The 25,860-nt window shown below is 64.1% G+C and carries 22 protein-coding genes; 14 read left to right on the top strand and 8 right to left on the bottom strand.

Features of this window, described 5'->3' with window-relative positions; translation table 11 throughout:
- Positions 1–34: 34 nt before the first annotated feature.
- Positions 35–745 (top strand): HNH endonuclease family protein, encoded by a 711-nt coding sequence (locus CUTER_RS04165; protein WP_082121397.1) that lies wholly within the window; start codon positions 35–37, stop codon positions 743–745.
- Between the two features lie 26 nt (positions 746–771).
- Positions 772–1,251 carry a hypothetical protein gene (locus tag CUTER_RS04160; RefSeq protein ID WP_047259353.1) on the top strand — a complete coding sequence of 160 codons (480 nt, stop codon included), beginning with the start codon at positions 772–774 and terminating at the stop codon, positions 1,249–1,251.
- Between the two features lie 103 nt (positions 1,252–1,354).
- On the opposite strand, the gene CUTER_RS04155 is transcribed toward CUTER_RS04160, so the two are convergent.
- On the bottom strand, positions 1,355–3,559 hold the full coding sequence (locus tag CUTER_RS04155; protein ID WP_047259352.1) for a DEAD/DEAH box helicase: 2,205 nt from the start codon (positions 3,557–3,559) through the stop codon (positions 1,355–1,357).
- A 188-nt stretch (positions 3,560–3,747) separates the two neighbouring features.
- Here CUTER_RS04155 and CUTER_RS04150 point away from each other — a divergent pair, with 188 nt between their 5' ends.
- From CUTER_RS04150 to CUTER_RS04135, 4 genes are all read left to right on the top strand, one after another.
- Positions 3,748–5,160, top strand: coding sequence for an amino acid permease (locus tag CUTER_RS04150; RefSeq protein ID WP_047259351.1), 1,413 nt, complete (start codon positions 3,748–3,750; stop codon positions 5,158–5,160).
- A gap of 118 nt (positions 5,161–5,278) precedes the next feature.
- Positions 5,279–6,343, top strand: coding sequence for a ParA family protein (locus tag CUTER_RS04145; RefSeq protein WP_047260600.1), 1,065 nt, complete (start codon positions 5,279–5,281; stop codon positions 6,341–6,343).
- An 82-nt stretch (positions 6,344–6,425) separates the two neighbouring features.
- Entirely contained in the window at positions 6,426–6,953 is a 528-nt protein-coding gene (locus CUTER_RS04140; RefSeq protein ID WP_047259350.1) for a hypothetical protein, read from the top strand.
- A gap of 88 nt (positions 6,954–7,041) precedes the next feature.
- A complete protein-coding gene (locus CUTER_RS04135; protein WP_047259349.1) occupies positions 7,042–7,665 on the top strand; it encodes a hypothetical protein in 624 nt (207 codons plus the stop codon).
- A 22-nt stretch (positions 7,666–7,687) separates the two neighbouring features.
- On the opposite strand, the gene CUTER_RS04130 is transcribed toward CUTER_RS04135, so the two are convergent.
- Positions 7,688–8,914, bottom strand: coding sequence for an MFS transporter (locus CUTER_RS04130; protein WP_047259348.1), 1,227 nt, complete (start codon positions 8,912–8,914; stop codon positions 7,688–7,690).
- Positions 8,915–9,026: 112 nt separating this feature from the next.
- Here CUTER_RS04130 and CUTER_RS04125 point away from each other — a divergent pair, with 112 nt between their 5' ends.
- On the top strand, positions 9,027–9,482 hold the full coding sequence (locus tag CUTER_RS04125; RefSeq protein WP_047259347.1) for a hypothetical protein: 456 nt from the start codon (positions 9,027–9,029) through the stop codon (positions 9,480–9,482).
- Positions 9,483–9,486: 4 nt separating this feature from the next.
- Here CUTER_RS04125 and CUTER_RS04120 read toward each other — a convergent pair whose 3' ends face one another.
- The gene (locus CUTER_RS04120; RefSeq protein WP_047259346.1) at positions 9,487–10,320 is read right to left on the bottom strand and encodes a hypothetical protein; all 834 of its coding nucleotides are present in this window, start codon (positions 10,318–10,320) and stop codon (positions 9,487–9,489) included.
- A 148-nt stretch (positions 10,321–10,468) separates the two neighbouring features.
- On the opposite strand from CUTER_RS04120, the gene CUTER_RS04115 reads away from it, so the two are divergent.
- The 3 genes from CUTER_RS04115 to CUTER_RS04105 all read left to right on the top strand — a co-directional run bounded on the left by CUTER_RS04115 (position 10,469) and on the right by CUTER_RS04105 (position 19,008).
- A complete protein-coding gene (locus CUTER_RS04115) occupies positions 10,469–11,413 on the top strand; it encodes a hypothetical protein (protein WP_047259345.1) in 945 nt (314 codons plus the stop codon).
- A 10-nt stretch (positions 11,414–11,423) separates the two neighbouring features.
- Positions 11,424–15,104, top strand: coding sequence for an ABC transporter ATP-binding protein (locus CUTER_RS04110; protein WP_047259344.1), 3,681 nt, complete (start codon positions 11,424–11,426; stop codon positions 15,102–15,104).
- Positions 15,105–15,267: 163 nt separating this feature from the next.
- The gene (locus CUTER_RS04105) at positions 15,268–19,008 is read left to right on the top strand and encodes a multifunctional oxoglutarate decarboxylase/oxoglutarate dehydrogenase thiamine pyrophosphate-binding subunit/dihydrolipoyllysine-residue succinyltransferase subunit (RefSeq protein ID WP_047259343.1); all 3,741 of its coding nucleotides are present in this window, start codon (positions 15,268–15,270) and stop codon (positions 19,006–19,008) included.
- 68 nt (positions 19,009–19,076) lie between these two features.
- Here CUTER_RS04105 and CUTER_RS04100 read toward each other — a convergent pair whose 3' ends face one another.
- Together CUTER_RS04100 and CUTER_RS04095 are read right to left on the bottom strand one after the other, a co-directional pair.
- Entirely contained in the window at positions 19,077–19,781 is a 705-nt protein-coding gene (locus CUTER_RS04100) for a type 2 periplasmic-binding domain-containing protein (RefSeq protein WP_144412254.1), read from the bottom strand.
- 40 nt (positions 19,782–19,821) lie between these two features.
- Positions 19,822–20,340 (bottom strand): general stress protein, encoded by a 519-nt coding sequence (locus tag CUTER_RS04095; RefSeq protein ID WP_047259341.1) that lies wholly within the window; start codon positions 20,338–20,340, stop codon positions 19,822–19,824.
- Between the two features lie 111 nt (positions 20,341–20,451).
- On the opposite strand from CUTER_RS04095, the gene CUTER_RS04090 reads away from it, so the two are divergent.
- The 3 genes from CUTER_RS04090 to CUTER_RS04080 are packed head-to-tail and all read left to right on the top strand — an operon-like array spanning position 20,452 to position 23,477.
- Entirely contained in the window at positions 20,452–21,756 is a 1,305-nt protein-coding gene (locus tag CUTER_RS04090; protein WP_047259340.1) for a magnesium transporter MgtE N-terminal domain-containing protein, read from the top strand.
- On the top strand, positions 21,749–22,333 hold the full coding sequence (locus tag CUTER_RS04085; protein ID WP_047259339.1) for a DUF1003 domain-containing protein: 585 nt from the start codon (positions 21,749–21,751) through the stop codon (positions 22,331–22,333). Before CUTER_RS04090 ends, CUTER_RS04085 begins: the two co-directional genes overlap by 8 nt.
- 7 nt (positions 22,334–22,340) lie before the next feature.
- Entirely contained in the window at positions 22,341–23,477 is a 1,137-nt protein-coding gene (locus tag CUTER_RS04080) for an Mrp/NBP35 family ATP-binding protein (protein WP_047259338.1), read from the top strand.
- On the opposite strand, the gene CUTER_RS04075 is transcribed toward CUTER_RS04080, so the two are convergent.
- Genes CUTER_RS04075 through sigE form a run of 3 tightly spaced genes read right to left on the bottom strand, consistent with a single transcriptional unit; the run spans position 23,474 to position 25,083 of the window.
- Complete coding sequence (locus CUTER_RS04075) at positions 23,474–24,004, bottom strand: Sec-independent protein translocase family protein (RefSeq protein ID WP_047259337.1); 531 nt, start codon at positions 24,002–24,004, stop codon at positions 23,474–23,476. The two genes, CUTER_RS04080 and CUTER_RS04075, sit on opposite strands and share 4 nt — an antisense overlap.
- Before the next feature lie 55 nt (positions 24,005–24,059).
- Positions 24,060–24,446, bottom strand: coding sequence for an anti-sigma factor (locus CUTER_RS04070; RefSeq protein ID WP_047260599.1), 387 nt, complete (start codon positions 24,444–24,446; stop codon positions 24,060–24,062).
- 22 nt (positions 24,447–24,468) lie between these two features.
- Complete coding sequence (sigE, locus tag CUTER_RS04065) at positions 24,469–25,083, bottom strand: RNA polymerase sigma factor SigE (RefSeq protein ID WP_047259336.1); 615 nt, start codon at positions 25,081–25,083, stop codon at positions 24,469–24,471.
- A 100-nt stretch (positions 25,084–25,183) separates the two neighbouring features.
- Here sigE and CUTER_RS04060 point away from each other — a divergent pair, with 100 nt between their 5' ends.
- Positions 25,184–25,843: an O-methyltransferase gene (locus tag CUTER_RS04060; protein ID WP_144412253.1), complete on the top strand. Its 660-nt coding sequence runs from the start codon at positions 25,184–25,186 to the stop codon at positions 25,841–25,843.
- The last annotated feature ends 17 nt before the right edge of the window (positions 25,844–25,860 follow it).

Below are 25,860 nucleotides of genomic sequence, written 5' to 3'. Positions count from 1 at the left end.
ACCAGACTGCGGGGTGATGGCGTCTCAAAGAGACATGAGGCGACGACTATTCCGTATATATGTAGGCCTGCTCGCGGCGGCGACGCTCGCCTACTCCCTCTCCTGGGGCCTTCCCTGGTTGTTCCCGCGCGTCAGTCCCAACCTGCCACGAGTGTCTTACTCGCTTGCTGATACCGCCAGGCTTGCCTCCCGCCCCAATCAGCCAGGCTACGACCGGGACGCCTTCGGGGGTTGGGCCAGGGTCGGGCCCTGTTCCACTCGTGAGCTGGCGATGACGGCCGTATATCACCACGACGGATGCCGCTCGTTCGGTCAGGCCGTCGACCCGTACACGGGCCGTCTCATGCTGGCGGATGACACCGAGATCGACCACATCGTTCCTCTCGCTGCCGCCTGGGATCTGGGTGCGTGGCAGTGGGATGCGCAGACCCGCCGTCGTTTCGCCAACGACCCGCTCAACCTCGTCGTCACTTCTGCCGAGGCCAATCAGGATAAGTCCGATCAGCTGCCCGCAAGCTGGCTACCATCGGCACGCCGGAATCGATGCTGGTACGCCCGCCGGGTGGGAGCCGTCGTCGACGCCTACCAGCTGGCCTTGCCGAGCAGTGATGCCCGCGCCATGCTGCGCCAATGCCCTGATGACTGGTGGCGTGTGGGTGGGTGGCGTCGCGGCAGCCGAGCCTCAACACCCCTGTCTTCGGAGTTCTTCGATAGGGTATTCACCCGTAAGACCACCGATGTGTGACCAGCACGACGAAAGTGAAGACACCGATGACCACACTCTTGACCATCCTGCACGTAGCTACCGCCGTGATTTTCCTCGGCCCCGTCATGGTGAGCTCGTCCCTCTTCGGCAAGAACGCGCTCCAAGCCTCCAAGGGTGACGACCGCGCCGACGCCATCACCAGCCTGCTGCACGGAATCACCAAGCTCTACGGCTACCTCTCCGCGGTGGTCCCGCTGATCGGGGCAACGATGCTCTTCACCGACTGGCCGACGTATAAGAGCCAGTGGCACTTCCATGTGGCGTTGGTCGTCTCCGCCGCCGCCTGGGGCGTGCTCTTCCTGCTCATCATCCCGCGTCAGGCGAAGACGGTCGAGGCGCTGAGTGCGGATCGACAGGGGCCGGGCGTAGCTGAGCAGCTCGACGTCGCCCCGGTCAACTACGTCAAGGAAAAGGGCCAGCAGGCCATGTTTGCCGGGATCTTCAACCTGCTGTGGGTCGTTGTCCTGGTGCTGATGTACCTCTAAATCCACATCTCGCACCCTCGGCTACGGGTGCGCACACGGGAAAGGCCCCGGGGCGGACGTAACATCCGATCCCGGGGCCTTAAGCGTTCGTGCCCGGCGTTGCTTAGTCGCGCCAGCCGCCACGACGATCGCCACGGCCACCGCGACGATCACCACGATCATCACGATCCCGCCAGCCGCCACGACGGTCATCACGGCCACCGCGACGATCACCACGATCATCACGATCCCGCCAACCACCACGACGGTCATCACGGCCACCGCGACGATCACCACGATCATCACGATCCCGCCAACCACCACGACGATCGCCACGGCCGCCGCGGCGATCACCGCCGAAGCCTCCGTGGCCGGAATGATCGCGCTCGATGTCGATCTTCACACCGGAAATGCGGGTGTCCTGTAGGCGGTCCAGCACGGACCGGTCGAGGTTCTTCGGCAGTCCGACGAGGGTGTGATCGACAGCGATGGAGATGCGACCGATGTCGTGGCGGCTCAGACCACCTTCGTTGGCCAAGGCACCAACCACGGCCGCCGGACCGACGTGCTGACGCTTGCCGACTGCCAGGCGGTAGGTATCGAAGTCGTCGTCCGAACGGCGCTCGCTGCGGCCCCGGCCGCGGCGATCGTCGTCATCGAAGCGACCCCGACCGCGACGCTCGTCACGATCGAAACGGTCACGGCCGCGGCCACGCTTCTCGGGCGGCGGCTCCTTCATGAGGAAGTCACCAGACTGGGCCTGGGCTGCGAGCGCGGCGGCGACGTCCACCATGGGCACGTCCTTATCCTCCGAGTAGCGCTTAACCAGGGAACGGAAGACGTCGAGCTGGTCGGACTCCAGGGCCTCGGTGATCTGGTCGGAGAACTTCTCCTTGCGGGATTCGTTGACCTCGTCGACCGTGGGCAGCTCCATCTCCTCGATGGTGGCATTCGTCACGCGTTCGATGGAACGCAGCATCCGACGCTCGCGCGGGGTGACGAAGAGGATCGCCTCACCAGAGCGGCCGGCACGGCCGGTGCGGCCGATACGGTGGACGTAGCTCTCGGTGTCGTGCGGGATGTCGTAGTTCAACACATGGCTGATGCGTTCGACGTCCAGGCCGCGCGCGGCGACGTCGGTGGCCACCAGGATGTCCAGGCGGCCGTCCTTGAGCTGGTCCACGGTGCGCTCGCGCTGCTGCTGCGCGATGTCGCCGTTAATGGCGGCCGCGGAGAACCCGCGGGCGCGCAGCTTCTCGGCGATCTCCTCGGTCTCGTGCTTCGTACGGACGAAGACGATCATGGCCTCAAACTCGGTGACTTCGAGGATCCGGGTGATGGCGTCGAGCTTGTTGCGATGCGCGGTGAAGAGGTAGCGCTGGGTGATGTTGGTGTTGGTGCGGGTTTCCGCCTTGACAGTGACCTCAACGGGATCGTCGAGGTACTGCCGGGAGATCCGACGGATGCCGTTGGGCATCGTCGCGGAGAACAGCGCAACCTGCTTCTCAGCCGGGGTGTCCTCCAGGATGCGTTCGACGTCCTCCTGGAAGCCCATGTTGAGCATCTCATCGGCCTCGTCAAGAACGAGGAAACGGAGGTTGGAGATGTCTAGCGAACCCTTATCCAGGTGGTCGATGACACGACCCGGGGTGCCGACGATGATGTGGGCGCCGCGACGCAAGCCCGAAAGCTGAATGCCGTAGGCCTGTCCGCCGTAGATCGGCAGGACGTGGATGTCACCAAGGTAATCAGAGAAGGACTGGAAGGAGTCGGCAACCTGGAGCGCCAGCTCGCGCGTCGGCGCCAGCACGAGGGCTTGGGGGGAGCGGTCCGCGACGTCGATACGCGCGAGGATCGGCAACGCGAAGGCGGCTGTTTTACCAGTACCGGTCTGGGCCAGGCCGACGACGTCTCGACCCTCCATCAGGACCGGGATGGTCTCCGCCTGGATCGGCGACGGGGTCTCGTATCCCACCTTCTTGACGGCGCGGAGGACGTCGTCGCTCAGACCGAGCGCGTCGAAGCCGGGCTTGTCCTCCTCTTCGTTTTCGGGGTCGGCTGCGTCTTCTGCGTCGACGCTTTCTTCCGAGGTCTCAGTGTGTTCTGCGTTGTCCGCCGGCGCCACATTCTCAGTGGATTCCGCGGCGGAGCCGGTTGCCTCAGAAGATTCCGCGTCCCCGGTGCTCTGGCCTACGCCGTCGATGGCCTCAGGGGCCTCGACCGCGGGCGCAGCCTGTGCTGCGTCACCTTGCGGGTTGTTCTGAGATTCCGACGTGATGGTCTCCGGCTCGTTGACGCCGCCGGTGGCGTTTTCATCGGTCATGCTCATTGCCCGACTAGCCTACGCTGAGTCGCCCCCTTTTGCCTATTCCTTCCGCTTTACCCGCTGACCCTTCAGCCTGCCACCGCACATCCCATAGGGCGCACCTTCATCTCATTTCCTACTTTCGCCCAGGCATCTAACCGCCTACACTAAGGTGCCTGACATAAACCTTCGTAGAAAGACGTCGTCTTCTCATGTCTCACACTGCTAGCGCGGCTCCTGAACGCCCCCGCACCGCCGGGCTGAAGCACCGCCACATCCACTTCATCGCCCTCGGCTCCGCCATCGGCACTGGCCTGTTCTACGGTTCGGCGGGCGCCATTCAGGCCGCTGGTCCGTCGGTCCTGCTGGTCTACCTCTTCGGCGGCGCCGTCGTGTACTTCATGCTCCGTGCGCTCGGCGAGATGAGTGTGCACCACCCGGTTCGCGGCTCCTTCGCTGTGTACACCCGCGCCCACCTCGGTGGCTGGGGTGGCTACATTACCGGCTGGATGTTCGCTTTCGAGATGCTCATCGTCTGCATCGCAGACCTCACCGCCATCGCTATCTACATGGGCTTTTGGTTCCCCGACGCCCCGCAGTGGATCTGGGTGGCGGCGACGTTGTGCATTGTGGGTGCAGCCAACCTGGCTAGCGTCCGATGGTTCGGCGAGCTGGAATTTGTCTTCACGATCATCAAGGTCACCGCGGTGGTGGCGATGATCGTCGGCGGTGCTGCTGTGTTGGCATTCGGGCTGTCCACCGAGGGCACCCCGACGGGCCCGGGCAACCTCATCAACGACGGCGGCTTCTTCCCCAACGGCATCGAGGGAATGGTGGCATCCTTCATCCTCGTTCTCTTCGCATTCGGCGGAACCGAGATCATCGGCGTGGCCGGCACTGAGGCCGACGACCCGGACCGTTCCGTTCCGCAGGCCGTCAACACCGTGCCCGTGCGTATCTTGCTGTTTTACGTGCTCGCCATCCTCGTCATTCTCATGCTTAACCCGTGGTCCGCGATTACCGGCGAGGCGTCGCCTTTCGTCCAGATCTTTGAGACCCTCGGTGTGAGCTGGGCCGCGGCACTGCTCAACCTCGTGGTCATCACCGCCGCGCTGTCCGCCATCAACGCGGACCTGTTCGGCGCTGGCCGCGTACTGACCGGTCTCGCCAAGGAAAACCTGGCGCCGAAGATCATGGGCCGCGTCTCCTCGTCTGGAGTGCCGATTATGACGACGGTCATCATGCTCGTCGTCCTCATCGCTGGCGTGATCCTCAATGCCGTGCTGCCCGAGCGCGTCTTCGAGATCGTCGCCGCGCTGGCCACCTTCGCCACTGTGTATGTGTGGTTGATGATCCTCCTTGCCCAGGTTGCCTCGCGGCGCCAGATGTCCGCCGAGGAGGTGGCGTCGCTGAAGTTCCCAGTGCCCTTCTACCCCTTCGGTCAGTACTTCGCCATCGCCTTCATTGGCTTCACCTTCGCGATCATGGTCTGGCTGGAGGAGTACCACGTGGCTCTCGCCGTCGGCGTCGGCTTCCTGGCCGTCATGACGGTCTTGTACTTCGCTACCGGGCGGCCGAAGGTCATCGCCCCCGTGGACTACTCGGCCATTGAGCTGAAGCACTAACGGCCCGCTCAGCACCGTGAATCCCCCACGTCAAAGAGGGTGCGGTGCTGAGCCATGGTTGTATAATTCCTAGTCGATAACTAAGAGAAAACCGATCCCACGGGCGGCGATGATGAGCATCAAAACACTGAGCTTCTTCAACAACAAAGGCGGGGTGGGAAAGACCACCCTATCGACCAACGTCGCCCACGAGTTTGCCCGGCGCGGCAAACGAGTGCTCTATATCGACTGCGACCCGCAATGTAACGCCACGCAGCTCATGCTGTCCGACGAGCAGACAGAGAAACTGTACGGACCCGACCTTGACGGCCGCGGACACGTCCCGGAATCCCTGGTCAAGACTATCTTCGGCACCTTCATCCCGCTGCGCGAAGGCGAGACGTCCATCGATGCTCGGGTTCCGGTGCTGCGTGCCGAACGCTTCGGCGTCGACCTGCTCCCCGGTCATCCCAACCTGTCCCAGATCGAAGACGACATGAGCGCCGCCTGGCAGAATGCCCTCGGGCGTAATACCGCCGATTTCCGGCGTGTTCACTGGGTGGGGCAATTGGTCACTGCCATGGAGGAACAGAACCGCTACGACGTTGTGTTCTTCGACGTCGGCCCCAGCCTGGGCCCCTTTAACCGCACCGTGCTTCTCGGGTGCGATGCCTTCGTCACCCCTACCTCCACCGACTTGTTCAGCTTCCACGCCTTCGGCAACCTGGCGCGATGGTTCGAGCAGTGGGTGTCCTCCTATAGCGAGATGTCTGAAGCCGCCCTGACGCGGTGGCGGGAATATGCGATGGACGTGGAGGAAAAATCCGCGCCCCTGCGCCTGCGCGGGCATAACGGCCACAGCCTGTCCTACCTCGGATACACGACCTTGGAGTACATCCGCCGCTCGTCCGGCGGCCAGGAGCAGTTCATCGGAGCATTTGAGCGCTTCCGTGGCCGTTTCAACGACGAGGCTCGACGTATCGCCGCCAGCCTCGGGCAGCCCGATCAGGACTCCTACCTGCTCGGCCCAGTTCCTCACATGCATTCCATGCCGGCTACCGCGCAGGACGTCCACTCCCCCATCCGCGGCTTGGGTTACGCAGACCGCGTGGTTGGCTCCCAGCTCAATCAGCGCGATGGCTACGCGGAGAAGATCGACAACGTTGCGGAGATGGTGTTCAACCGCCTCTATCCTGCTGAGTAATTGTTCCAGCGCCCCGAAAGAAAAGGACTATTTCATAACTCTTCGACGGCTTCTGCCTGCTGCCGGTGTTGCAGCCAGCCTGGTGTTGGCTGGCTGCTCCGGGCCGAGCGACGACGCCGCGGCTCCCGCTGCGGACTCACAGGCCCAAAGCACTACGTCCGCTGACCAGTCCGAGGGCAAGAACGGCAACGCCGGGAAACTCGGCGAGCGTTTCGAAATGTCAAAGATGCCGGATAACGACATCTTCGTGACTGTCCAGGACATCAAGCTCGGCGGCGAGTGTGCTAACGGCGGCGCGAATCCCGGCGAAGAGGTGGACGATCTCGAGGGCAAGCAGTATCTCCAGCTCTGGGCGGAGATCGATGTCGAGCGCCTGGACAACCCCGGCCCCTTCCCTTATGGGTCGCTCCTGTTCCCCGACTATGTGGACGCCGAGGGCTTCACAAGCACCTCCGAACCTGCCTTTGACTGCCAGGAAGTTGACGGTCATGAGCCTTGGGGAGATCCTGTCTACCCTGGTAATAAATCCCGCATGTACGGGGCCTTCATCGTGCCGGAGGGCATCACCGAGGTCCACGTCGAGGGCCGTTCCTTCAAGGTCGAGGGGTAGGCAGCACACCCGCAGCGACGGCGGCAGAGAACCGTGAGCGGGTCATTGACGGTAGACTTTGTCTACTTTCTAGTGGAAAGGATGACCCATGACCCGTATCCGTGCCCTTGCCGCCCTCGGCACCGTCGCCGCCTTCGCGCTCTCCGGCTGTTCCCTGCTTCCCTCGAACGATGCCGGTTCGGACAGCTCGGCCACCGACGCCCCTGCGATCGAAACCCCGGGCGCCGGCAGCCAGGGTTCCGCCGTTAGCTCGGCCGAATCCGCCCCGGCGAAGAGCGACTCCGCCGCGGCCGCGCCCGGCACCAATTACAGCGACCGGATCGAGATTTCCTCGCTGCCGGAAAACGACATTTTCATCACTGTTCAGAATCTCCAACTGGGTGGGGAATGCGCTGCCGGCGAATACACCCCCGGCGAGAAGCTCGATGACCTCACTGGTGCCCAGTATGTCCAGCTGTGGGTGGAGCAAGAGGCGGAGCGGATCGACAATCCCGACTCCGCACCCTTCGCCACGCTCTACGGCCCCGACTATGTCGATGCCCAGGGACAGGTTCTACCCGCCGTGGCCGCTCTCGATTGCCGTGAGGTAGACGGCTACGAGTCCTGGGGCAAGCCTGTCGACCCTGGCACGAAGGCGCAGCACTACGGCGCGTTCATCATCCCGGAAGGTGCTACCGAGATCCAGATTGAGGGTCACTCCTTCCCGCTGTAGCGCCGCACTGCGCCGGACCCAGCTACTGCCCTCTACGGGTCAGTGTTTCTCTACCGCGCGACCACGCGGCGAGTCCGGCAAGGGCGACTAGTGCGCTAACCGCGAAGGCGAGAGCAAAACCGAAGCGGTCAGCCAACGCCCCCACCAGTACCGGCCCCAGGATCTGGCCCGCATCCATCGACATTTGATAAGCGGAAAGCACCTTTCCGCCAGGTCGATCGGCGCCGATAACGTCGGCGAGCACCGCCTGCTGTGCAGGGTTGAGTAGCCCTGCCGCTGCCCCAGCCAGCAAGGAGGCGAGGAGCAAGGTCGCCCCGGTGTCTGCGAAGCCCATCACCCCCATGAGCGCCGCCGTTCCGGCCAATCCGGCAACGATGAGGGGCTTTCGCCCGTAGGAGTCGGCCATCTTTCCGGAGAATTGCAGGACCACCGCGTTTCCAAGTGCAAAAGCGGCCATCGCGAGTCCGGCGAGGGCTGCCCCGTCGGCGAACACGGCAGCGGCGAACAACGGCAACACTGATACCCGGACCCCCATGTTGTTCCATCCGTGTGCCACGTTGGACACCACCACTGCCCGGAAGGCGGAGTCGCGCCAGGCCTCGCCGAGGCGCAGCGGTGGCTGCTGTGGGGGTGCTGCGGTGGTGTCCGACTGCTTTGTCGGTGCAGTTCTGGGCATCTGCCACCAGACGACGACGGCAGCCAGCGCCACCCCCGCGCCGTAGATGACGAATGGCCAGCGCATGCCGAGGAAACTCATCGCAGCTCCAGCAATGGGTCCGATGACGTTTCCGATGAGGAAGGCCGAACCGTAGGCCGCCGACGCCTGGCCTCTCGCATTCGCGGGGGCGATACGAACGATCAAGCCCATCGCCGAGACAGTGAACATTGTCGATCCGATGCCCGCTACTGCTCGCAAGGCAAGGATGTGCCAGTATTCGGTGACCAAGGAGATTGATCCGGTGGTCACTGCGACGATCACGAGACCGGTGAGGTATACCCGCCGGGACCCCAGGCGATCAATGAGGGTTCCCGATACCGGGGCGAACAGCAGTCGCGACGCCGAAAAGATGGCGACGACCATGCCTGCCGCCGCCATCGAAACGTCGAAGGTGAGGATGAACTGCGGGAGAATGGGGGCGATGAGGCCGTAGCCAAGGGCGATGAGAAACGCCGCCGCTACGAGGATCCAGATCTCTCGGGGCAGGCTGACGCGATCGGAATTCCGGGGGTGAAAGCGATGTGGAGGCATGACGGGCTCCACCTTATCCCTGCCGCTCGCCAGGCATTAACCACCCCCGCAATAGAACGCTTATTCTATTCGCCTAAGCTTCGTGTTCGAATCATGTTCTAACGTCTGAGACATGTTCACCACTAAAGAGTCCCGCACCGAATCCCGCCGCCGCGCACTCGAAGCCCTCCATGCCGCCGTCGTTCACCCTCGCTCGCTCGCCCGTCCTACCGCCACCTGGCGGCCACCCACCGTTACCCTGCCTCACCCGGCTGGACGGGGCGGCTTCACCGCCGCCGTTTCTCGGTACCGGGTGGGCCCCAAAGTCCGGGCCCGCCTTCTCGGCTACGGCGAGACCCGCACCCCCGTCTACCTCGTGACGATCCGAATAACCCAACCATCGGGACTGCCCGTGCCCCGTGCACGGTCCGACGCATGGATGGCAGAGTTGGTGGGAGAGCGCGAACTCGGTGCCGTGCACGACGTCGGTAGTCGATGCGCGGCGACGTATGTGTGGTTAGTCGACGCTGCCTACCGGCCGGTGCGCTCTCCGGCGTCCCTCTTCGTCGGCTATCACGCCGCCGCGTAGAGCTTTAACGATCGTCCTCCGCCAGGGGGCCGTCCGGCTCACCGAGTACGTCGAGATCGTCGTCCAGATCGTCGAAGTCGTCGTCTACGTCCTCGTCATCCAGGTCATCTTCTCCGAAGATGTCGTAGATCTCCGGTTCCGGGAAGTCCTCATCATCGAAGGAGTCCAATTGCTCCTCCCAGTCCGCCGCCTGGTCTGCTGCCAGCGACAGCACGTCGAAGAGCTTGTCGAAGTCGACAAATTCCCCCAAACCCAGGTACTCCTCCGTGGGCTCGAACAGCACGTCCGCGAAGAGGCGCTGGCGGTCTTCTTCGCTAAGGACGTCATCCGCATCGGATTCCCACAGCTCCCCGATGATCTCGTCCAGAGCGTCCTCGTAGCCGCCCAGTTCCACCACGAACTGAACTCTGGCGGTGGGCACGCCATCGATGACCTCAACGACCACCCGCAGTTCGGAGTTGTCTCCGACCTCAGCACGAACCAGGTTGGGGTCAAACGCGTCTTGGAAGAATTCGAGGTCGGCGATGCGCTCGTCGGTTCCCTCCAAGAGGTCTTCGAGCACCGTGACCACTTGATCCTCCGCAACGTAGCTGGCCACCGTGGACACAGCATCCGACACAGAAAACACAACCGAGACGAGGCGTGCCTCGAATTCTTCGTCGTCGACGTCGACGTCGGCGGCAGCGATGTAGACATTGGCGGCGGGGATGACGGGGTCGATCTCCACGAACTGGATCTCCAGGTCGGAAGTGATCGGCACAAACATGGTGTCATCATGGACGCGGGACTCGATTCCCTCGGCATCCAAGGCCGTTGCGATGTCCTCAAAGAAGCTCATGATCACTGTGTCCTTCCACGGGACGTGACTAGGGAGTGACTGCCCAGGCGGGCAACCGTTTTTAGTCTAACTAAATTACCGACCCCGGGCCCCCACCGCTTAAAATGCGAACACATCAACACCGAGCAGAAAGGTCGGCAACCTAACCATGACGACGAACCAGTCCGAGGACCTCGCCACCAACCTGGGCGCCGAGCTCAGCTCCGACATGAAGAAGCTCGATGACAACCTGGGCACCGTGGGGCGTACCTTCATCAATGCGCTCGACCGCGCCATCGAACTCCAGACGTCGACCATCGAGTCCTACCTCACGGCGCTTCGCCGCCGGCACCCCGAAGACGCCCCGGCCGACATTCAGGCCCGCCTGGACAAGCATTTCACGCGATTGTCCTCCGGCTCCGGCGCGAGCGTAGGTGCCGCCTCGGCTCTTCCCGGCATCGGCTTTGTCACGGGATCCGCGGCCGTCGCCGGCGAATCGTTAGTGTTCCTCGACGGCGCCGCCTTCTACACGGTCGCCAGCGCAGCTCTGCGTGGCGTGGATGTTCGCGACCCGGAGCGTCGCCGCGCCCTCGTGCTCCTCGCTCTCCTCGGCTCCGAGGGCAATGCCCTCGTTGAGGCGCTGGTCGGGGACCTGGCCAGCCAGTCCGCCAAGGGAACCACCGCGTCCCTGCGCGCCCTCGGGAAGCTCTCCGGGCCGACCCTCGCACCTATCAATAATCGCCTGACCAAACTGGTTCTGAAGCGGGTCACCAAGCGGTTCATGACCGGCTGGATTGGCAAACTCATGCCTTTGGGTATTGGTGCAATCGCCGGCGCCGTCGTCAATCGACGCCTGGCAAAGGGCATCATCTCCAACGTCAGGGACGCCATGGGCGCCACCCCGGCCACATTCGCCACCGCCCTACCGCCGCAGGAGGAAAAGAAGTCCGAAGAAGAGGGCCGTAGCGCGGTAGAGCGCGTAAAGTCTGCGGCCACCGCTCTATCCACCCGGCTAGGCGACCTCATTCCCCGGCTTGGTTTCAAGAAGAAAGACGAAGAACCCAGCGAGGATGAGGAACTCGACGCCCTCGCTATCGAAGCCATGAAGCACTAGCGAGACCCCGGTGGGACGCGGAACCAGACTTCTTTATCGTTCGCTCGCAGCACACAAGGCGCTGACTGCTCTGTGCGTGGTCTCCGCCGTCATCACCGTCGTAGCAAGTACGACGATTCCAGCGCTCACGGGTAAGGCCATCGACACGGCCACGGCTCACACCCCGGAAGCGCTTCGCCACACAATCGCCACGATCGTCATCGCGGCGGTTGTCTCTTTCGCATTCCAGGCCCTCCGGAAAGTAAGTTCAGGGGCTCTCGCCTTAAGCGTGCAGCACACCCTCCGAGTTGACTTGCTCGCGAACCTCCAACGCCTCGACGGCCCCGGCCAGGACCGCCTGGTGACCGGGCAGGTGGTATCCCGGGCGATCAGCGACCTCGGCGGCGTCCATACGGTGCTCATCAAGAGCCCCATCGGCCTGTCGAGGCTGCTCCAGATCATCCTCGTCACCGGTTTCCTGCTGGGAACATCCCCGTTGCTCACAGCAATTTCCTTGGCCATCATCCCAATCCTGGTGCTTCTCGCTCGGAGGTCCGGCCGCACCCTCTTCGCTGCCACCTGGACCGCGCAGCAGGCGTCCGCGGAAGTCGCCACGCACGTCGAACAAAACGTCACGGGGGTCCGCATCGTCAAGGCCTTCGCCCAGGAAGACCGTGAAGTAGCTCGACTCGATGCCCTGAGCCGGGCGCTGTACGCGGTCAAACTGCGCTCGGCGAAACTCACCGCCCGCTATCAGCCGGCTTTGACGGAGCTGCCCCGTCTTGCGCTGGTCATCACCATCGTCGTCGGCGCCGTGTTGGCTCAGCGTGGCTTCATCTCCATCGGTGATTATTTCGCTTCCGCCGCCTACCTCACGACCCTGGCCCAATCGGTCTCCGCCCTGACACTCATAGCGGTCAATGTTCAATTGGGGATGAGCTCGGTAGTGCGCATTGACGAGGTCCTCGATCTTCGCCCAGAACAGGAGGAACCCGAGCACCCGGCGGTAGTGCCGACGGGCCCGCTCGGTCTTGAGATTCGCGACGTTTACTACGGGAGCACCCTCGCCGGGGCGTCATTGACGCTGAAACCTGGCGAAGTCACCGCCCTCATCGGTCCTCCTGGCTCCGGCAAGACCCTGCTCACCGAGCTTGTTGGAGGCTTCTACGCGCCCACCAGCGGCAGTATCGCCCTGACTGGCGCAGGCGAGGAGATCCCATACCCCCAGCTGCGCAAGAGAGATCTCCGGTCCGCCGTGTGCTGCGTCTTCGACGACGCCTTCCTTCTCAACGCGTCCATCCGGGACAATATCCGGCTGGGTGCTCCGGATACCGTTTCCGAAGAAGAGATCATCACCGCGGCCACACTCGCCCAGGCCCACGACTTCATCACCGCTTTCCCGAGCGGTTACGACAGCGTCGTCGGCGAGCAGGGCTTGACACTCTCCGGCGGGCAACGCCAGCGCATCGCCCTCGCCCGAGCGCTCCTTAGACGGCCACGAGTCCTCATCGTTGACGACGCCACCAGCGCCCTCGACGCCCGCACGGAGCATCTGCTTATCGACTCCTTGCGTGAGGACCTCGGCACCATGGCGGTCCTCGTTATCGCGCACCGGCGTTCCACGCTGGCTCTTGCTGACCGGGTCGCCATCATCGACCGAGGCCGAATAGAGCTCACAGGTACGTATTCCGAGATTGCCGAAACCGAGGAATTCCAGGCAATCATGCGCCCCAAGCCCAGCGACCTCACCTTGGACGAGCACCACGCCGAACCGAGCAGAGAGCTGCTGTGGCCAGCGGTGGACACCACTAAAACGGAGCACTTCAACGCCTCTACCCCGTCCTACGGCCGCGGCGGGCCCATGCGCGATATTGCCTCAACGCCGGAGTTGCTTGAGCGGGTTTCTCAGCTACCACCGGCTGATGAGGAACCCGGGATCTCCCCGGCCTCCGTGGTCGTGGAGGGATCGCGGTTCCGAATCACCCATCTGCTCGCACCGGTATCGCGATTGATTGCCGCGGCCGCGGCTCTCATGGTTGTCGGAGTCGTCGCGGGGCTGGTCTTTCCTAGGCTCATGAGCGCTGCCATCGACCGTGGCGTGGTCGCCCAGGACAACGCCACTCTTGTTGCAGTGGCGGGGATCGGACTACTCGTCGTCGCCGTGGCCTGGGGGTCCCTCCGAGCTCAGACCGTCATCACCGCTCGATGCGGGGAAAGGCTCCTCTACGCACTGCGTGTGCGCAGCTTCCAGCACCTCAACAGCCTGTCGATGAGTTACTTCGAGGCTCGCCGAGGCGGAGCCATTATGACCCGGATGACCACGGATATCGACCAGCTCTCAGTGTTTCTACAAACGGGCTTGGCGCAAATGGTCGTCGCGCTCGGAACCCTCGTCGGTGTGTTGGGGATGCTCGTCTACACCGACGTCGCGCTCGCCGCTCTCGCTGGGATAGCGATCCCGGTCATCGGCGTCATCACCGTCGTATTCCGCTCTGTCTCCCGGCGGCTTTACCGCGCTGCTCGGGAGGAAATCAGTCACGTCAACGCCACCTTCCAGGAGGCGATCAGTGCGCTGCGCGTCACCCAAATGCACGACGCAACGTCGACCATGCTCGAGGATCTGAAAGGCTCCTCTTTGCGCTACCGCCGCCTGCGACTTCGGGCACAAGTGGCAGCCGCGTTGTACTTCCCGGGCATTCAGGCAATCTCTCAACTCACGTCGGCCTTGATCGTCGGTTTTGGGGCTGCGCGTGTTGCCGAGGGCGCGCTCTCACCCGGTGTGCTTGTTGCCTTCTTGATGTATCTCACGCAGATGTTCGGTCCGCTGCAAACGCTCGGAATGGTGTTCGACTCGTGGCAGCGCGCCCGGGTGTCCTTTGACCGGATCACTGACCTGCTCTCTCAGGAGTCCGACGTCCGCGACGAGGGCGACCGCGTGGATGCTCATGCGGCAAGTCATTCCCTCGCGCTAGAGGAGGTGACCTTTGCCTACCCCGAGACTGATCACCCCGTGGCGCAGGGGCTCAGTGTCGCGCTTCCACCCCATAGCACCACCGTCATCGTGGGGCCCACCGGCGCCGGGAAGTCCACGATCATCAAGCTTCTGGCCCGTTTCTATGATCCGAACGAAGGTCGGGTCACGGCGAGCGGCGTCGACGTACGTGACTTCCGCCTTCCCGTGTGGCGTCGGGCGATGGTCCAGGTGCCGCAGGACGCGCACCTATTCATTGGTTCGGTGGCGGACAACATTCGCTACGGCACGCCGGGAGCGACGGATGGCGAGGTGGAAGATGCCGTTCGCCGCATCGGCGCCCTATCGATCATCGCCGGCATAGCGGGTGGGTTTAACGCCCACATTGGTGAACGCGGTCGGGGGTTATCGTCTGGTCAGCGTCAGATAGTGGCCCTCGCCCGGGCGGAGCTGTCCCGCCCCTTGGTGTTGTTGCTCGATGAGGCGACGGCGTCGCTCGATCCGACGACGGAGGCCACCTTCCTCGACGCCGCGGATCGGGCAGCGCAGCACGATCGACTGTGTGGGAATAAGTCCCGTACCACGGTTATTGTCGCACACCGGCTGGCGGTAGCCCCGAGAGCAGATCACATCGTCGTGCTCGACCGGGGCCGAGTGGTGGAACAGGGCGACCACGACACTCTCCTAAATAGGGGTGGTCTTTACGCCGAGATGTGGGAGCTTAACACGGAAGCACCGTAGAATGCGGGGTGATTCAAGCTCCCACCTTTGCCCGCACGACGGGGGTAGCCTCCCTAGCCCCGAATCGGGCTCTCCCGGTCCCGCGCATGAATATTGCGCTAGGGTGGGTGGCCGCTAATCGAGTTCGATACCGATACGCATATTTTTTAGGAGAACAGTACTCGTGAGCAGCGTCAACTCTTTCGGTCAAAACCAATGGCTGGTGGACGATATGTATCAGCAGTTCAAGAAGGACCCCTCCTCGGTCGGGCCGGAGTGGCGGGAGCTCTTCGAGGCCGAGGGAGCTCCGAACTCCGTCGCTTCCAAGCCCGCGGGCACCACTACAACCACCCCGGTACAGAAGCCAGAATCCGCGAAGACGTCAGCTAAGCCAGCCTCTGCTCCCTCCGCACCCTCGACCGCCTCGCAGCCTCACGAGGCTCAGCAGGTAGCTGAGGAGAAGGCGAAGAAGGCCGAGAAACCCGCCCGGAAGGCCAAGCCTTCCCCCATGGATCTGGCGAAGGACGCCCCGAAGCCGGGTTCGGCGCTCATCAAGGGCATGTTTAAGGCCATCGCGAAAAACATGGATGAGTCGCTGGAAATCCCCACCGCCACCACCGTGCGCGACATGCCGGTGAAGCTGATGTGGGAGAACCGCTCGATGATCAACGAGCACCTCAAGCGCACCACGGGCGGCAAGGTCTCCTTCACCCACATCATCGGCTACGCGCTTATCCGGGCAACGCTCAACCACCCGGATATGAACGCCTCTTACGAGCTTGATGACAAGGGTAAGCCGCACAAGGTCACACCCGAGCACATCAACCTGGGCCTTGCTATCGACTTGCCGCAGAAGGACGGCTCGCGGGCGCTCGTCGTCGCTGCCATCAAGGAGTGCGAGAACAAGTCCTTCAAGGAGTTCCTCACCGGCTACGAGGACATCGTCGACCGCGCTCGGCTGGGCAAACTAGGGCTGGAAGACTACCAGGGGGTGACCCTGTCGCTAACGAACCCGGGCGGCATCGGTACCCGGCACTCCATCCCCCGCCTAACTAAGGGCCAAGGCACCATCGTGGGCGTTGGCTCCATGGACTACCCGGCGGAGTTCGCCGGCGCCTCCCCCGACCGGCTGGCAGAGATGGGCATCGGCCGGCTACTCACGCTGACCTCGACCTACGATCACCGCGTGATTCAGGGCGCGGAATCCGGTGAGTTCCTGCGCACCATCTCTCAACTGCTCGTTGATAACAAGTTCTGGGATCACATCTTCGACTCCCTTGAGATTCCCTACGCTCCTATGCGCTGGGCGCAGGATCTGCCCAACACCGGTATCGACAAGAACACTCGGGTGGCCCAACTCATCGAGGCCTACCGTTCTCGCGGACACCTCATCGCGGACTCGAATCCGCTGCGCTGGCAGCAGCCGGGTCTGCCTATCCCGGATCACCGCGACCTGGACCTGGCGACCCACGGGCTGACGCTGTGGGACCTGGATCGTTCCTTCAACGTCGGTGGTTTCGCCGGCCGCGAGACCATGACCCTCCGCGAGGTTATGAAGGTGCTGCGCAATGCCTACACCCAGAAGGTGGGCACGGAGTACACCCACATCCTGGACCGGGATGAGCGCGAGTGGCTGCGGGATCGGCTGGAGGCCGGAATGCCCAAGCCGACGAACCCGGAGCAGAAGTACATCCTGCAAAAGCTCAACGCCGCCGATGCCTTCGAGAACTTCCTGCAAACAAAGTACGTGGGTCAAAAGCGCTTCTCCCTCGAAGGCGCCGAAAGCCTCATCCCGCTCATGGACGCAGTCATCGATACCGCCGCTGGGCAGGGCCTCGACGAAGTGGTCATCGGCATGCCGCACCGCGGCCGCCTCAACGTCCTGTTCAACATCGTTGGCAAGCCGCTGAGCGACATCTTCAACGAGTTCGAAGGCCGAATGGTCGGTGGCCAGACCGGCGGTTCGGGCGACGTGAAGTACCACCTCGGCGCTGAAGGTCAGCATCTGCAGATGTTCGGCGACGGTGAGATCAAGGTCACCTTGACTGCTAACCCGTCGCACCTGGAGGCTGTGGATCCGGTCATGGTGGGGCTGGCCCGCGCGAAGCAAGACCTCATCGATAAGGGCCAGGACGGCTACACCGTGGTGCCGCTCATGCTGCACGGCGACGCCTCCTTCGCCGGCCTCGGCGTGGTCCAGGAGACCATCAACCTGTCGAAGCTTCGTGGTTACGCCGTGGGTGGCACCATCCACGTAGTCGTCAACAACCAGGTGGGCTTCACCACCACCCCTGATTCGGGACGGTCTACCTATTACGCCACGGACCTGGCCAAGGGCTTCGACGCGCCGGTGTTCCATGTCAATGGCGACGATCCCGAGGCGGTCGTGTGGGTTGCTCAGTTGGCGACTGAGTACCGCCGGCGTTTCGGCAAGGATGTCTTCATCGACTTGATTGCCTACCGTCGACGCGGCCACAACGAGGCCGACGACCCGACGATGACGCAGCCGGAACTCTACGAGCTCATCAACAACCGCAAATCGGTTCGCGCCAAGTACACCGAGGAGCTCGTCGGCCGTCACGATCTGTCCCAGTCGGACGCCGAGGCCGCCGAGCGCGACTTCCATGACCAGATGGAGTCCGTATTCCAAGACGTCAAGGAGGCCGGCAAGGCCACGGCTGAGAAGCAGACCGGCATCGCCGGTTCGCAGGAGCTATCGACAGGCCTCGACACGTCCGTGTCCATTGCTACCTTGGACGCTATCGGGCAGGCTTATGCCAACCCGCCGGAGGGATTCGCCTATCACAAGCGTGTCAAGCCGGTGGCGAAGAAGCGCGCCGAGGCAGTCCGCAAGGGCGGTATCGACTGGGCGTGGGCAGAGTTGCTCGCCTTCGGCTCCCTGGCAGCGGAGGGCAAGCTCGTCCGCCTGGCCGGTGAGGACACGCGCCGCGGCACCTTCACTCAGCGCCACGCGGTCGCCTTCGACCCGGAGACCGGAGCCGAGTACAACCCGCTGCACGAGGTGGCCCAGGAGACCGGCAACGGCGGCAAGTTCATGGTGTACAACTCGGCGCTCACCGAGTACGCGGGCATGGGCTTCGAGTACGGCTATTCGGTGGGCAACCTTGATGCCGTCGTCGCCTGGGAGGCACAGTTCGGCGACTTCGCCAACGGCGCCCAGACGATCATCGATGAGTACATTTCCTCCGGCGAGGCGAAATGGGGTCAGCTTTCCAACCTGATTCTGCTGCTCCCCCACGGTTACGAAGGCCAGGGGCCGGACCACTCCTCCGCCCGCATCGAACGCTTCCTCCAATTGGCAGCCGAAGGATCCTACACCGTCGCCCAGCCGACGGTCCCGGCGAACTACTTCCACCTGCTGCGCCGCCACGCACTGGGTACGATGCGTCGCCCGCTCATCGTTTTCACCCCGAAGTCGATGCTGCGAAACAAGGACGCCGTGTCCCATCCGTCGGAATTCACGGATGTGAAGAAGTTCCACTCGGTTATCAACGACCCGCGCCTGGTGGACTACACCGGCAAGGCGGTCGGCGACGTCGAAAAGGTCACGACACTGCTGCTGTGCTCGGGCAAGATCTACTACGAGCTGGAGAAGAAGCGTGCCGCACTCGGCCGCGAGGACATTGCGATCGTTCGCTTGGAGATGATCCACCCGCTGCCGTTCAACCGGCTGCGGGACGCGTTCGATTCCTTCCCGAACCTTGAAGAGATCCGCTACGTCCAGGATGAGCCGGCCAACCAGGGTGCCTGGCCGTTCGTCAACGAGCGCATTCAGGAGTTCCTACCGGAGCTGCCCCGCCTCAAGCGGGTGTCCCGCCGCGCCCAGTCCTCCACCGCGACAGGCATCTCCAAGGTGCACCAGGCTGAGCAAGAGCAGCTGCTCAAGGAAGCCTTCGCCGACTAACCCCGTGGCGTTAGACGCCACGGGTGAATAGGAAGCCCGCGTGGCGTTAGACGCCACGCGCCACGGGGTTAGAGCCAGCGGGGATGTTCAGCGAACTCGCGGGCTTGCTCTTCGAAGGCTTCGTCGACGAGCGCGGCTCGGTAGAACTCATCGGCGACCTGTGCCGGTGAGGCTCCCGCGTCGACGGCGGCGGACAGCTTCTGGAGGGTGACGGTGTCCAGGCGCTCGGCGAGGAGATCGAGCGACCACCACAGGTCACGATCGATGCGGGAGCTGCGGAATACCGGCAGAACGTTATTCGGCAATGGGCCGTCGGCGCTGCGGCATCCCTCACCGCCGACGCTATCGGTCACCCCGATGCCTCCAGGAAGCGACGCGAGCGTCGCGTCATAGGTCAGCTCCACCGGGCCGGGCCGGTTCTCCGCCGCTACCGAATTGTGAAGGTTAGCTGCCGCCGTGCTGGCGGCCTGCGGGTTGAGCTGCGCGAGAGTCTCGCCGGTGCAGATGACGGCCACATCGATCGTCCCGGCGGATAAGTGGTCGATCATGTCTTCTCCCCCGGCCGCCTCGACGGCGTCGACGCGCACCGTGGCGGCGTCTCGACCGGCTAGTTGCCGGGCAATCAACTCGCCGAGCACGGCTTGATCGGGTTGTCCGGCGGCTACTCCCACCACGATCTCCGGCGTGCCGCCGGCGTCTAGGCAGGCGGACACGCTCACGCACGCAGCGGCGACCACGGCCAGCCCGACTAGCCGGAGCGGGGAGAAGCTCATCATAGGTTCTTTATGCTACCTCGAAGCCGTGGTTGCCCGGTTAGTCCTCGTCGGCCGGTGCCGGTTCGCCGGCGGCCCCGCCCTGGCGAGCGGCGAGGAAGTCACGCGCGCGCTCCGCGTGCTCAGGATCGGCGAGGATGTCGTAACGCCCGGCCACGATCGCGGTCTGGGAGGTAAAGTCCCTCGCTCCGCCAGTCAGCCCGTAGGACACCGCCGCGAAGATGACGCCGAAGATTGCGCCGATGGCGATGCCCCACAGCAGGCCCACGATCATCGGGCCGACGGACAATATGCCGAAAAGCAGGCCGAAAAACAGGCCCATCCACGCGCCGGAGGCAAGCCCGCCAAGGATAACCTTTCCCCAGGTCAGGCGGCCGGTGACCTGTTCTACTTCCATGAGGTCGACGCCGACGATGGTCAGCGAGTGGACGGGAAACTCGTGGTCCGACAGGGCGTCGACGGCCGACTGCGCCTCCAGGTAGGTGCCGAAGCTGGCGACTGGCCAGCCGGAAGGGCGGCGGCGAAGTTCTCGTCGGGGGTCCTTCTGAACAGTGCTCATTGTTATGTTTTCCTTTCTTAAGCGGCGTTGAAGATTAGGTTTTACCTTCGCACGCACACGGCTGATACTGCCAGAGTGTTCCCGTTATCGCACACACTAGGATGAAGTGTTATGAGTGCTGTCAATCGCGTCTACGCGGGCCGACTCGCCGGTCTGCAGGTCCGGGGTCCTGATTTTGCGGTGATCGGTCGGGTCCGCGACGTGGTGGTCAGTATCCGCCCGGCTGGTGTCTCGCGGGCGTTGGGACTGGTGGTGGAGCTGTTCAACAAGCGTCGCATCTTCGTGCCCATGCTGCGGATTGCCGCCATCGAACCGAGCGATATCACGCTGGTCACCGGTACCGTGTCGATGCGCACGTTCCAGACTCGGACTGCGGAATTAACGATCCTGGGCGACCTCGTCGGCTCCAAGGTGGTCACGGACGATCCTGATTATCCGCACCTGCAGGGCAAAGCCGTCGAGATCGCCGACATTGAATTGGAACGAACCCGCACCCGGGACTGGGTGATCTCTTCGGCAGCGGTGTTCGCTACCCGGCCCAAGTTCGGCCGTTCGCCGCAGCTGACCACCATCCCGTGGAAGCACATCGGCGGTGTGTCCGCCTCCGGCGTCGGGGCGTCGTCCCCGCTGGCAGAGACCATCGCGGCCTTCGACGACATGCGCCCGGCGGACATCGCCAGCTTCATTCACGAGCTCTCGCCGGTCAGACGCAACCAGATTGCCCGCGAGCTTGACGACGAGCGTCTGGCCGACGTCATGGCCGAGCTGCCCGACGACTACCAGGCGGAGCTGCTGGAGGCCCTCGACATCGAACGCGCCGCGGACATTCTCGAAGAGATGGACCCCGACGACGCGGCGGACATTCTCCAGGAGCTTCCCGATACTAAGGCCGAGGTGCTGCTGGAGCTCATGGAACCGGAGGAGTCCGCACCGGTGCGCCGCCTCATGGCGTTCGAGGACAACACTGTCGGCGCCATGATGAACCCGGAGCCGCTCGTGCTCACCCCGCAGACGACCGTCGCCGAAGCCTTGGCGTTGGCCCGCGATCCCGATATTCCCACCTCCCTGGCGTCGTTGATCTTTGTGGTTCGTCCGCCCACCGCCACCCCGACGGGCACGTATTTGGGCAGCGTCCATCTTCAGAAGCTGCTGCGAGAGCCGCCGAGCGCGCTCATTGGCGGCATCCTTGATCCTGACCTGCCGCCGCTTTACGCCAATGACTCTGAGGAGACCGCCGCCCGTTACTTCGCCACCTACAACCTCGTGTGCGGACCGGTGCTAGACGCCGATAGCCACCTGCTGGGCGCCGTCGCGGTCGATGACCTCCTCGATCATCTCTTGCCCGAGGACTGGCGCGAAACCGGCATCCGTCCCGACGCCGACTTGGCCCCCACCCAGGAGGTGACCCGTGGCTGATTCCCTGCAGCCTTCCCGCTCGGCTCTTGATACCCCGGTCAGCGCTCGCCGCAAGCGCCTCATCGCGATCGACGACGAAACCGTCGGCGCCTACGCCGAGCGCGTCGCACGTTTCTTCGGCACCGGACGTTACCTGCTGTGGCAGACCCTCATCGTCATCGTCTGGATCGGGTTGAACATCGGGGGTCTGGCGTGGAGCTGGGACCCCTACCCCTTCATCCTGCTGAACCTGGCGTTTTCGACCCAAGCGGCCTACGCTGCACCCCTGATTCTGCTGGCCCAGAACCGGCAGGAGGATCGTGACCGGGTGACCCTGGCCGCTGATAGGCGCCGCGACGAGCTCACGAAGGCGGACACCGAGTTCCTGGCTCGGGAAATCGCCCACGTACGGCTCGCCCTCGGAGACACCGTGACCCGCGACTACCTTCGCCGCGAGCTGGAGGACATGCGCACGCTCATGGAACGCATCGAGGCGAAGCTCGACGACGCCGCCGCCGACGAGAACCGCTCCGCGCGCGACCTCCACGACCCAATTCAGGGTGAGCTTCATAGTGACCGGGATCGGCCCCATCGCTAGGATCGGAATGGTTATGGCTATTTCCGAATCACAAGTCCGCGCCGCTCTCGCCCGGGTCGACGACCCCGAGATCGGTAAACCCATCACCGAGCTGGGGATGGTGAAGTCTGTCAGCATCACCGGCAACGACGTCTCCGTGGAGCTCTACCTCACCGTCGCCGGCTGCCCCATGCGCAACACCATCGAGGCGAACACCCGCCTCGTGTTGGAGGAGATCGAAGGCATCGGCACGGTCACCGTCGCCATGGATGTGATGAGCGACGACCAGCGCCGGACGCTGCGGCAGCAGCTGCGAGGCGACGTCGACGAACCGATCATTCCCTTCGCTCAGCCGGACTCGCGGACGCGCGTATACGCCATCGCCTCCGGCAAGGGCGGGGTCGGTAAGTCCTCCATGACGGTCAACCTCGCCGCCGCACTGGCTGACAGGGGCCTCAAGGTCGGCGTCCTCGACGCCGACATTTACGGCCACTCGGTCCCCGGCCTGCTAGGTTCCGATCAACGCCCCACCGCCGTCGACGACATGATTCTCCCGCCGGTCAGCCACGGAATTAAGCACATCTCCATCGGCCACTTCATCGACGGCAATGCCCCCGTCGTGTGGCGTGGTCCGATGCTGCATCGCGCGATTCAGCAATTCCTCGGCGACGTATTCTGGGGAGACCTCGACGTGCTCCTGCTCGACCTGCCCCCGGGCACCGGCGATGTCGCCCTGTCCGTGGCCCAGCTGGTGCCCAATGCTGAGCTTCTCATCGTCACCACCCCGCAGGCGGCGGCCGCCGAGGTCGCCGAGCGCGCCGGCTCCATTGCCCAGCAAACCCGGCAGCGAGTTTTCGGCGTGGTGGAGAACATGTCCGCGATGGTGCTCGAAGACGGTACCGTCCTCGACGTTTTCGGTTCCGGCGGCGGCGAACGCGTCGCCGAGCGCCTCAGCACGCTGACCGGCGGGCCGGTCCCACTGCTCGGCCAGGTTCCCCTCGACCCCTCGGTGCGCGTGCACGGCGATGAGGGGACGCCGGCCGTCCTTGCCCGCCCGGATTCTCCCGCATCGCAGGCCATCCGGGGTATCGCCGACGCCCTCGCGGTGCGTCGCGACTCGCTCGCCGGAAAGCATCTCGGACTCGGGGTCCGTACCCAGAACTAGGTGATATCCGCCCAGGAGAAGCCGGTGCCGGCGCCGTAATCGCCGGTGGGCTTCGGCGGGGCCTGGCGAACCGGGGGTTTGCGCGGCTGGCTGCCCTTCGACGGCTTAGGAGCGGGAGGTTCTTCGGCTTTCTCTCCCGCCTTCTCGATGGCGTCGGCCTGGCGTCGCAGGCGTCGAGCGGCCTGGGCGGGGCTTTCCTTGGTGGGGTCCACTCCGGAGGCGGCGAGGATCTGCTTCGGATCGAAATCGTCCAGCGTGGACTCGTCGCCCTCGAAGAGGGCCTTGGCGATGGCACGCTTGGGCCCGAGGCGGCCCCACTCCGCTGCTTGAGAGATCGGCTCCCGGAGGCTGTCGAACTCGGCGCCCATGCCGTCGAGCTCCGCACGGGCGTTGGCGATGCCGCGGCGAGCCGCATAGACCGCCGCCCGGATGTCTTTGAGAACCTCCGGGAGGCGCTCCGGTCCGATGATGATGACCGCGAGCACGATGAGGACGAGGATCTCGCCCCAGCCGATATTGTCAAACACACATACACCTTAGCGAGCCGTTCGTCGGCCCGCTTGATTCGCCGGCGTCGTCCCGCTACCCGCGCTTGATCCGGGCCCGCCACACTGCCCGCAAGGCGTCACACACCACGTCGAGCCGCTCGTGTGCCGGCGGCCGAACAGCGTCTTCTGCGGCACCGGGCTGCGTCTTAGCGATTCCCTGGAGGCGCTCCATGAGCTCCTGCGGCGCCTTCACCTGCGCGTCGGCGTTCGATACCCGCAACAGCTGCGCTGCCCGGGCTTGTGCCACCACCTCTCGGCGACACTCGGCACACCGGGCGAGGTGTCCGTGCGCACGCCGGGCGGCGGCCGGGCCTAATTCCTTGTCGACGAGCGCCGCAACGGCCTCGTGGGACAGGTGCTCGACGGAGATGAACTTCTCGGTCTGGCGCGCGATGTGCATGAGGCCATGCTCGTCGCTCATCGTCATCTCCTCCCCTCTCCTCCTAGCTGGACACCGGGATGAGCATTTTGGTATCCGCACAACTTTCGGCGGCTTTCTCCAGCGTGGCGCGTAGTTGCGAGCGGCCTCGGTGGATCCGGGACCGTACCGTGCCCATCTTCAGCCCCAGCGTATCTGCAATTTCCTCGTAGGACATTCCCACCACGTCGCACAGCACTACGGGAAGCCGGAAGTCCGTACTCAGGCCGTCGAGCGCGGCTTGCAGCGCCGGGTCCAAACGGGAGACGTCGAAGCGCTGCTCCGGCGTCATGTCCGTTCCAGCGACCCGCTCATAGTCCTCCGGCAGGGCCTCCATGCGGATGGTGGAGCGGTGACGCACCAGGTCGAGGAACAAGTTGGTGGTGATGCGATGGATCCAGCCCTCGAAAGTGCCTGCCCGGTAGTTGTTCAGGGACCGAAAGACCCGCATGAAGGTCTCCTGGGTGAGGTCCTCGGCATCGTGGAGGTTGCCGGTGAGCCGGTAGGCCAGCCGGTACACGCTATCGGCGTGCTCCGCTACGATCTCTGCCCAGCTCGGCATCCCGTCGACGCCAGCGTCGAAGGCGGCTGTCCCACTGAGACGGCCAGGGCTTGAGGTAGTGGAGGAAGCTGAGTCCATGAGACATAATTGTGCCTCGGCTTGCCGAAGACCTCGTTAAAGAACCCTGGCACCAGACTGTTGGGTCCGTAACGATTGCATATCGCCTAGACTGGCGGGCGTGACAGAGACGTTTCCCGCGGCTGTGGCCGCACAGGTCGACTACATCGCCTCGACGGCCCCCGGCGACGCGGACCTCGACGCCGCCCGTGAAGCCGCCGAGGAGTTTGCCATCGCGACCCCGGGCGTGTTCACCGGGCAGCTGCTCACCACTTTCGCTGCCGGCGGGGCCAACCAGTCGTCGTCCGGAGCGGTGCTCGTGACTCCGGCCTCAGCGGTCGCCGGCCTTTACACCCTCGCCGGGCTGGGACAGCGCCAGTCCATCACGTGCATCGACGTCGAAGCCGAACACCACCAGAGCGCTAAGACTGCCTTCCGCCGTGCCGGCTACGCCCCCTCTCGGGCGCGTTTTCTCCCCTCGCGGCCGGTCGACGTTATGGGCCGGCTCGCTGCCAACTCCTATCACCTCGTCTACCTCGACGTCGCCCCCCTGGATTTGCCGGCGGCGGTCAAGGCCGCCCTCCCACTGCTCACCCCTGGCGGCAGCCTCCTCATCGCGCGCTCGCTGCTCGACGGCACCATCGCCGACCCCACCCGCCGCGACCGCGATACCCTCTGTGTTCGCCAGGTCGACGAGGACCTGCTCGAACGCAGCGACGTGACGGTCTCCCGCCTGCCGGTGGACGGAGGCCTCACCATCGTCACCCGCCTCCCCGACTAGCGCTGCTAGCCCGTCGG

The sequence above is a fragment of the Corynebacterium uterequi genome (assembly GCF_001021065.1).
GTDB classification, from domain to species: Bacteria; Actinomycetota; Actinomycetes; order Mycobacteriales; family Mycobacteriaceae; genus Corynebacterium; species Corynebacterium uterequi.
This window is presented reverse-complemented; position numbering and strand designations above follow the sequence as displayed.

What these genes read in the sequence shown, in the direction of transcription:
- CUTER_RS04165 (WP_082121397.1), top strand. Translation starts at nt 35, where the DNA reads ATGAGGCGACGACTATTCCGTATATATGTAGGCCTGCTCGCGGCGGCG.
- CUTER_RS04160 (WP_047259353.1), top strand. Translation starts at nt 772, where the DNA reads ATGACCACACTCTTGACCATCCTGCACGTAGCTACCGCCGTGATTTTC.
- CUTER_RS04130 (WP_047259348.1), bottom strand. Translation starts at nt 8,914, where the DNA reads ATGCCTCCACATCGCTTTCACCCCCGGAATTCCGATCGCGTCAGCCTG.
- CUTER_RS04125 (WP_047259347.1), top strand. Translation starts at nt 9,027, where the DNA reads ATGTTCACCACTAAAGAGTCCCGCACCGAATCCCGCCGCCGCGCACTC.
- CUTER_RS04115 (WP_047259345.1), top strand. Translation starts at nt 10,469, where the DNA reads ATGACGACGAACCAGTCCGAGGACCTCGCCACCAACCTGGGCGCCGAG.
- CUTER_RS04070 (WP_047260599.1), bottom strand. Translation starts at nt 24,446, where the DNA reads ATGAGCGACGAGCATGGCCTCATGCACATCGCGCGCCAGACCGAGAAG.
- sigE (WP_047259336.1), bottom strand. Translation starts at nt 25,083, where the DNA reads ATGGACTCAGCTTCCTCCACTACCTCAAGCCCTGGCCGTCTCAGTGGG.
- CUTER_RS04100 (WP_144412254.1), bottom strand. Translation starts at nt 19,781, where the DNA reads ATGAGCTTCTCCCCGCTCCGGCTAGTCGGGCTGGCCGTGGTCGCCGCT.
- CUTER_RS04090 (WP_047259340.1), top strand. Translation starts at nt 20,452, where the DNA reads ATGAGTGCTGTCAATCGCGTCTACGCGGGCCGACTCGCCGGTCTGCAG.
- CUTER_RS04135 (WP_047259349.1), top strand. Translation starts at nt 7,042, where the DNA reads ATGACCCGTATCCGTGCCCTTGCCGCCCTCGGCACCGTCGCCGCCTTC.
- CUTER_RS04095 (WP_047259341.1), bottom strand. Translation starts at nt 20,340, where the DNA reads ATGAGCACTGTTCAGAAGGACCCCCGACGAGAACTTCGCCGCCGCCCT.
- CUTER_RS04150 (WP_047259351.1), top strand. Translation starts at nt 3,748, where the DNA reads ATGTCTCACACTGCTAGCGCGGCTCCTGAACGCCCCCGCACCGCCGGG.
- CUTER_RS04120 (WP_047259346.1), bottom strand. Translation starts at nt 10,320, where the DNA reads ATGAGCTTCTTTGAGGACATCGCAACGGCCTTGGATGCCGAGGGAATC.
- CUTER_RS04080 (WP_047259338.1), top strand. Translation starts at nt 22,341, where the DNA reads ATGGTTATGGCTATTTCCGAATCACAAGTCCGCGCCGCTCTCGCCCGG.
- CUTER_RS04155 (WP_047259352.1), bottom strand. Translation starts at nt 3,559, where the DNA reads ATGAGCATGACCGATGAAAACGCCACCGGCGGCGTCAACGAGCCGGAG.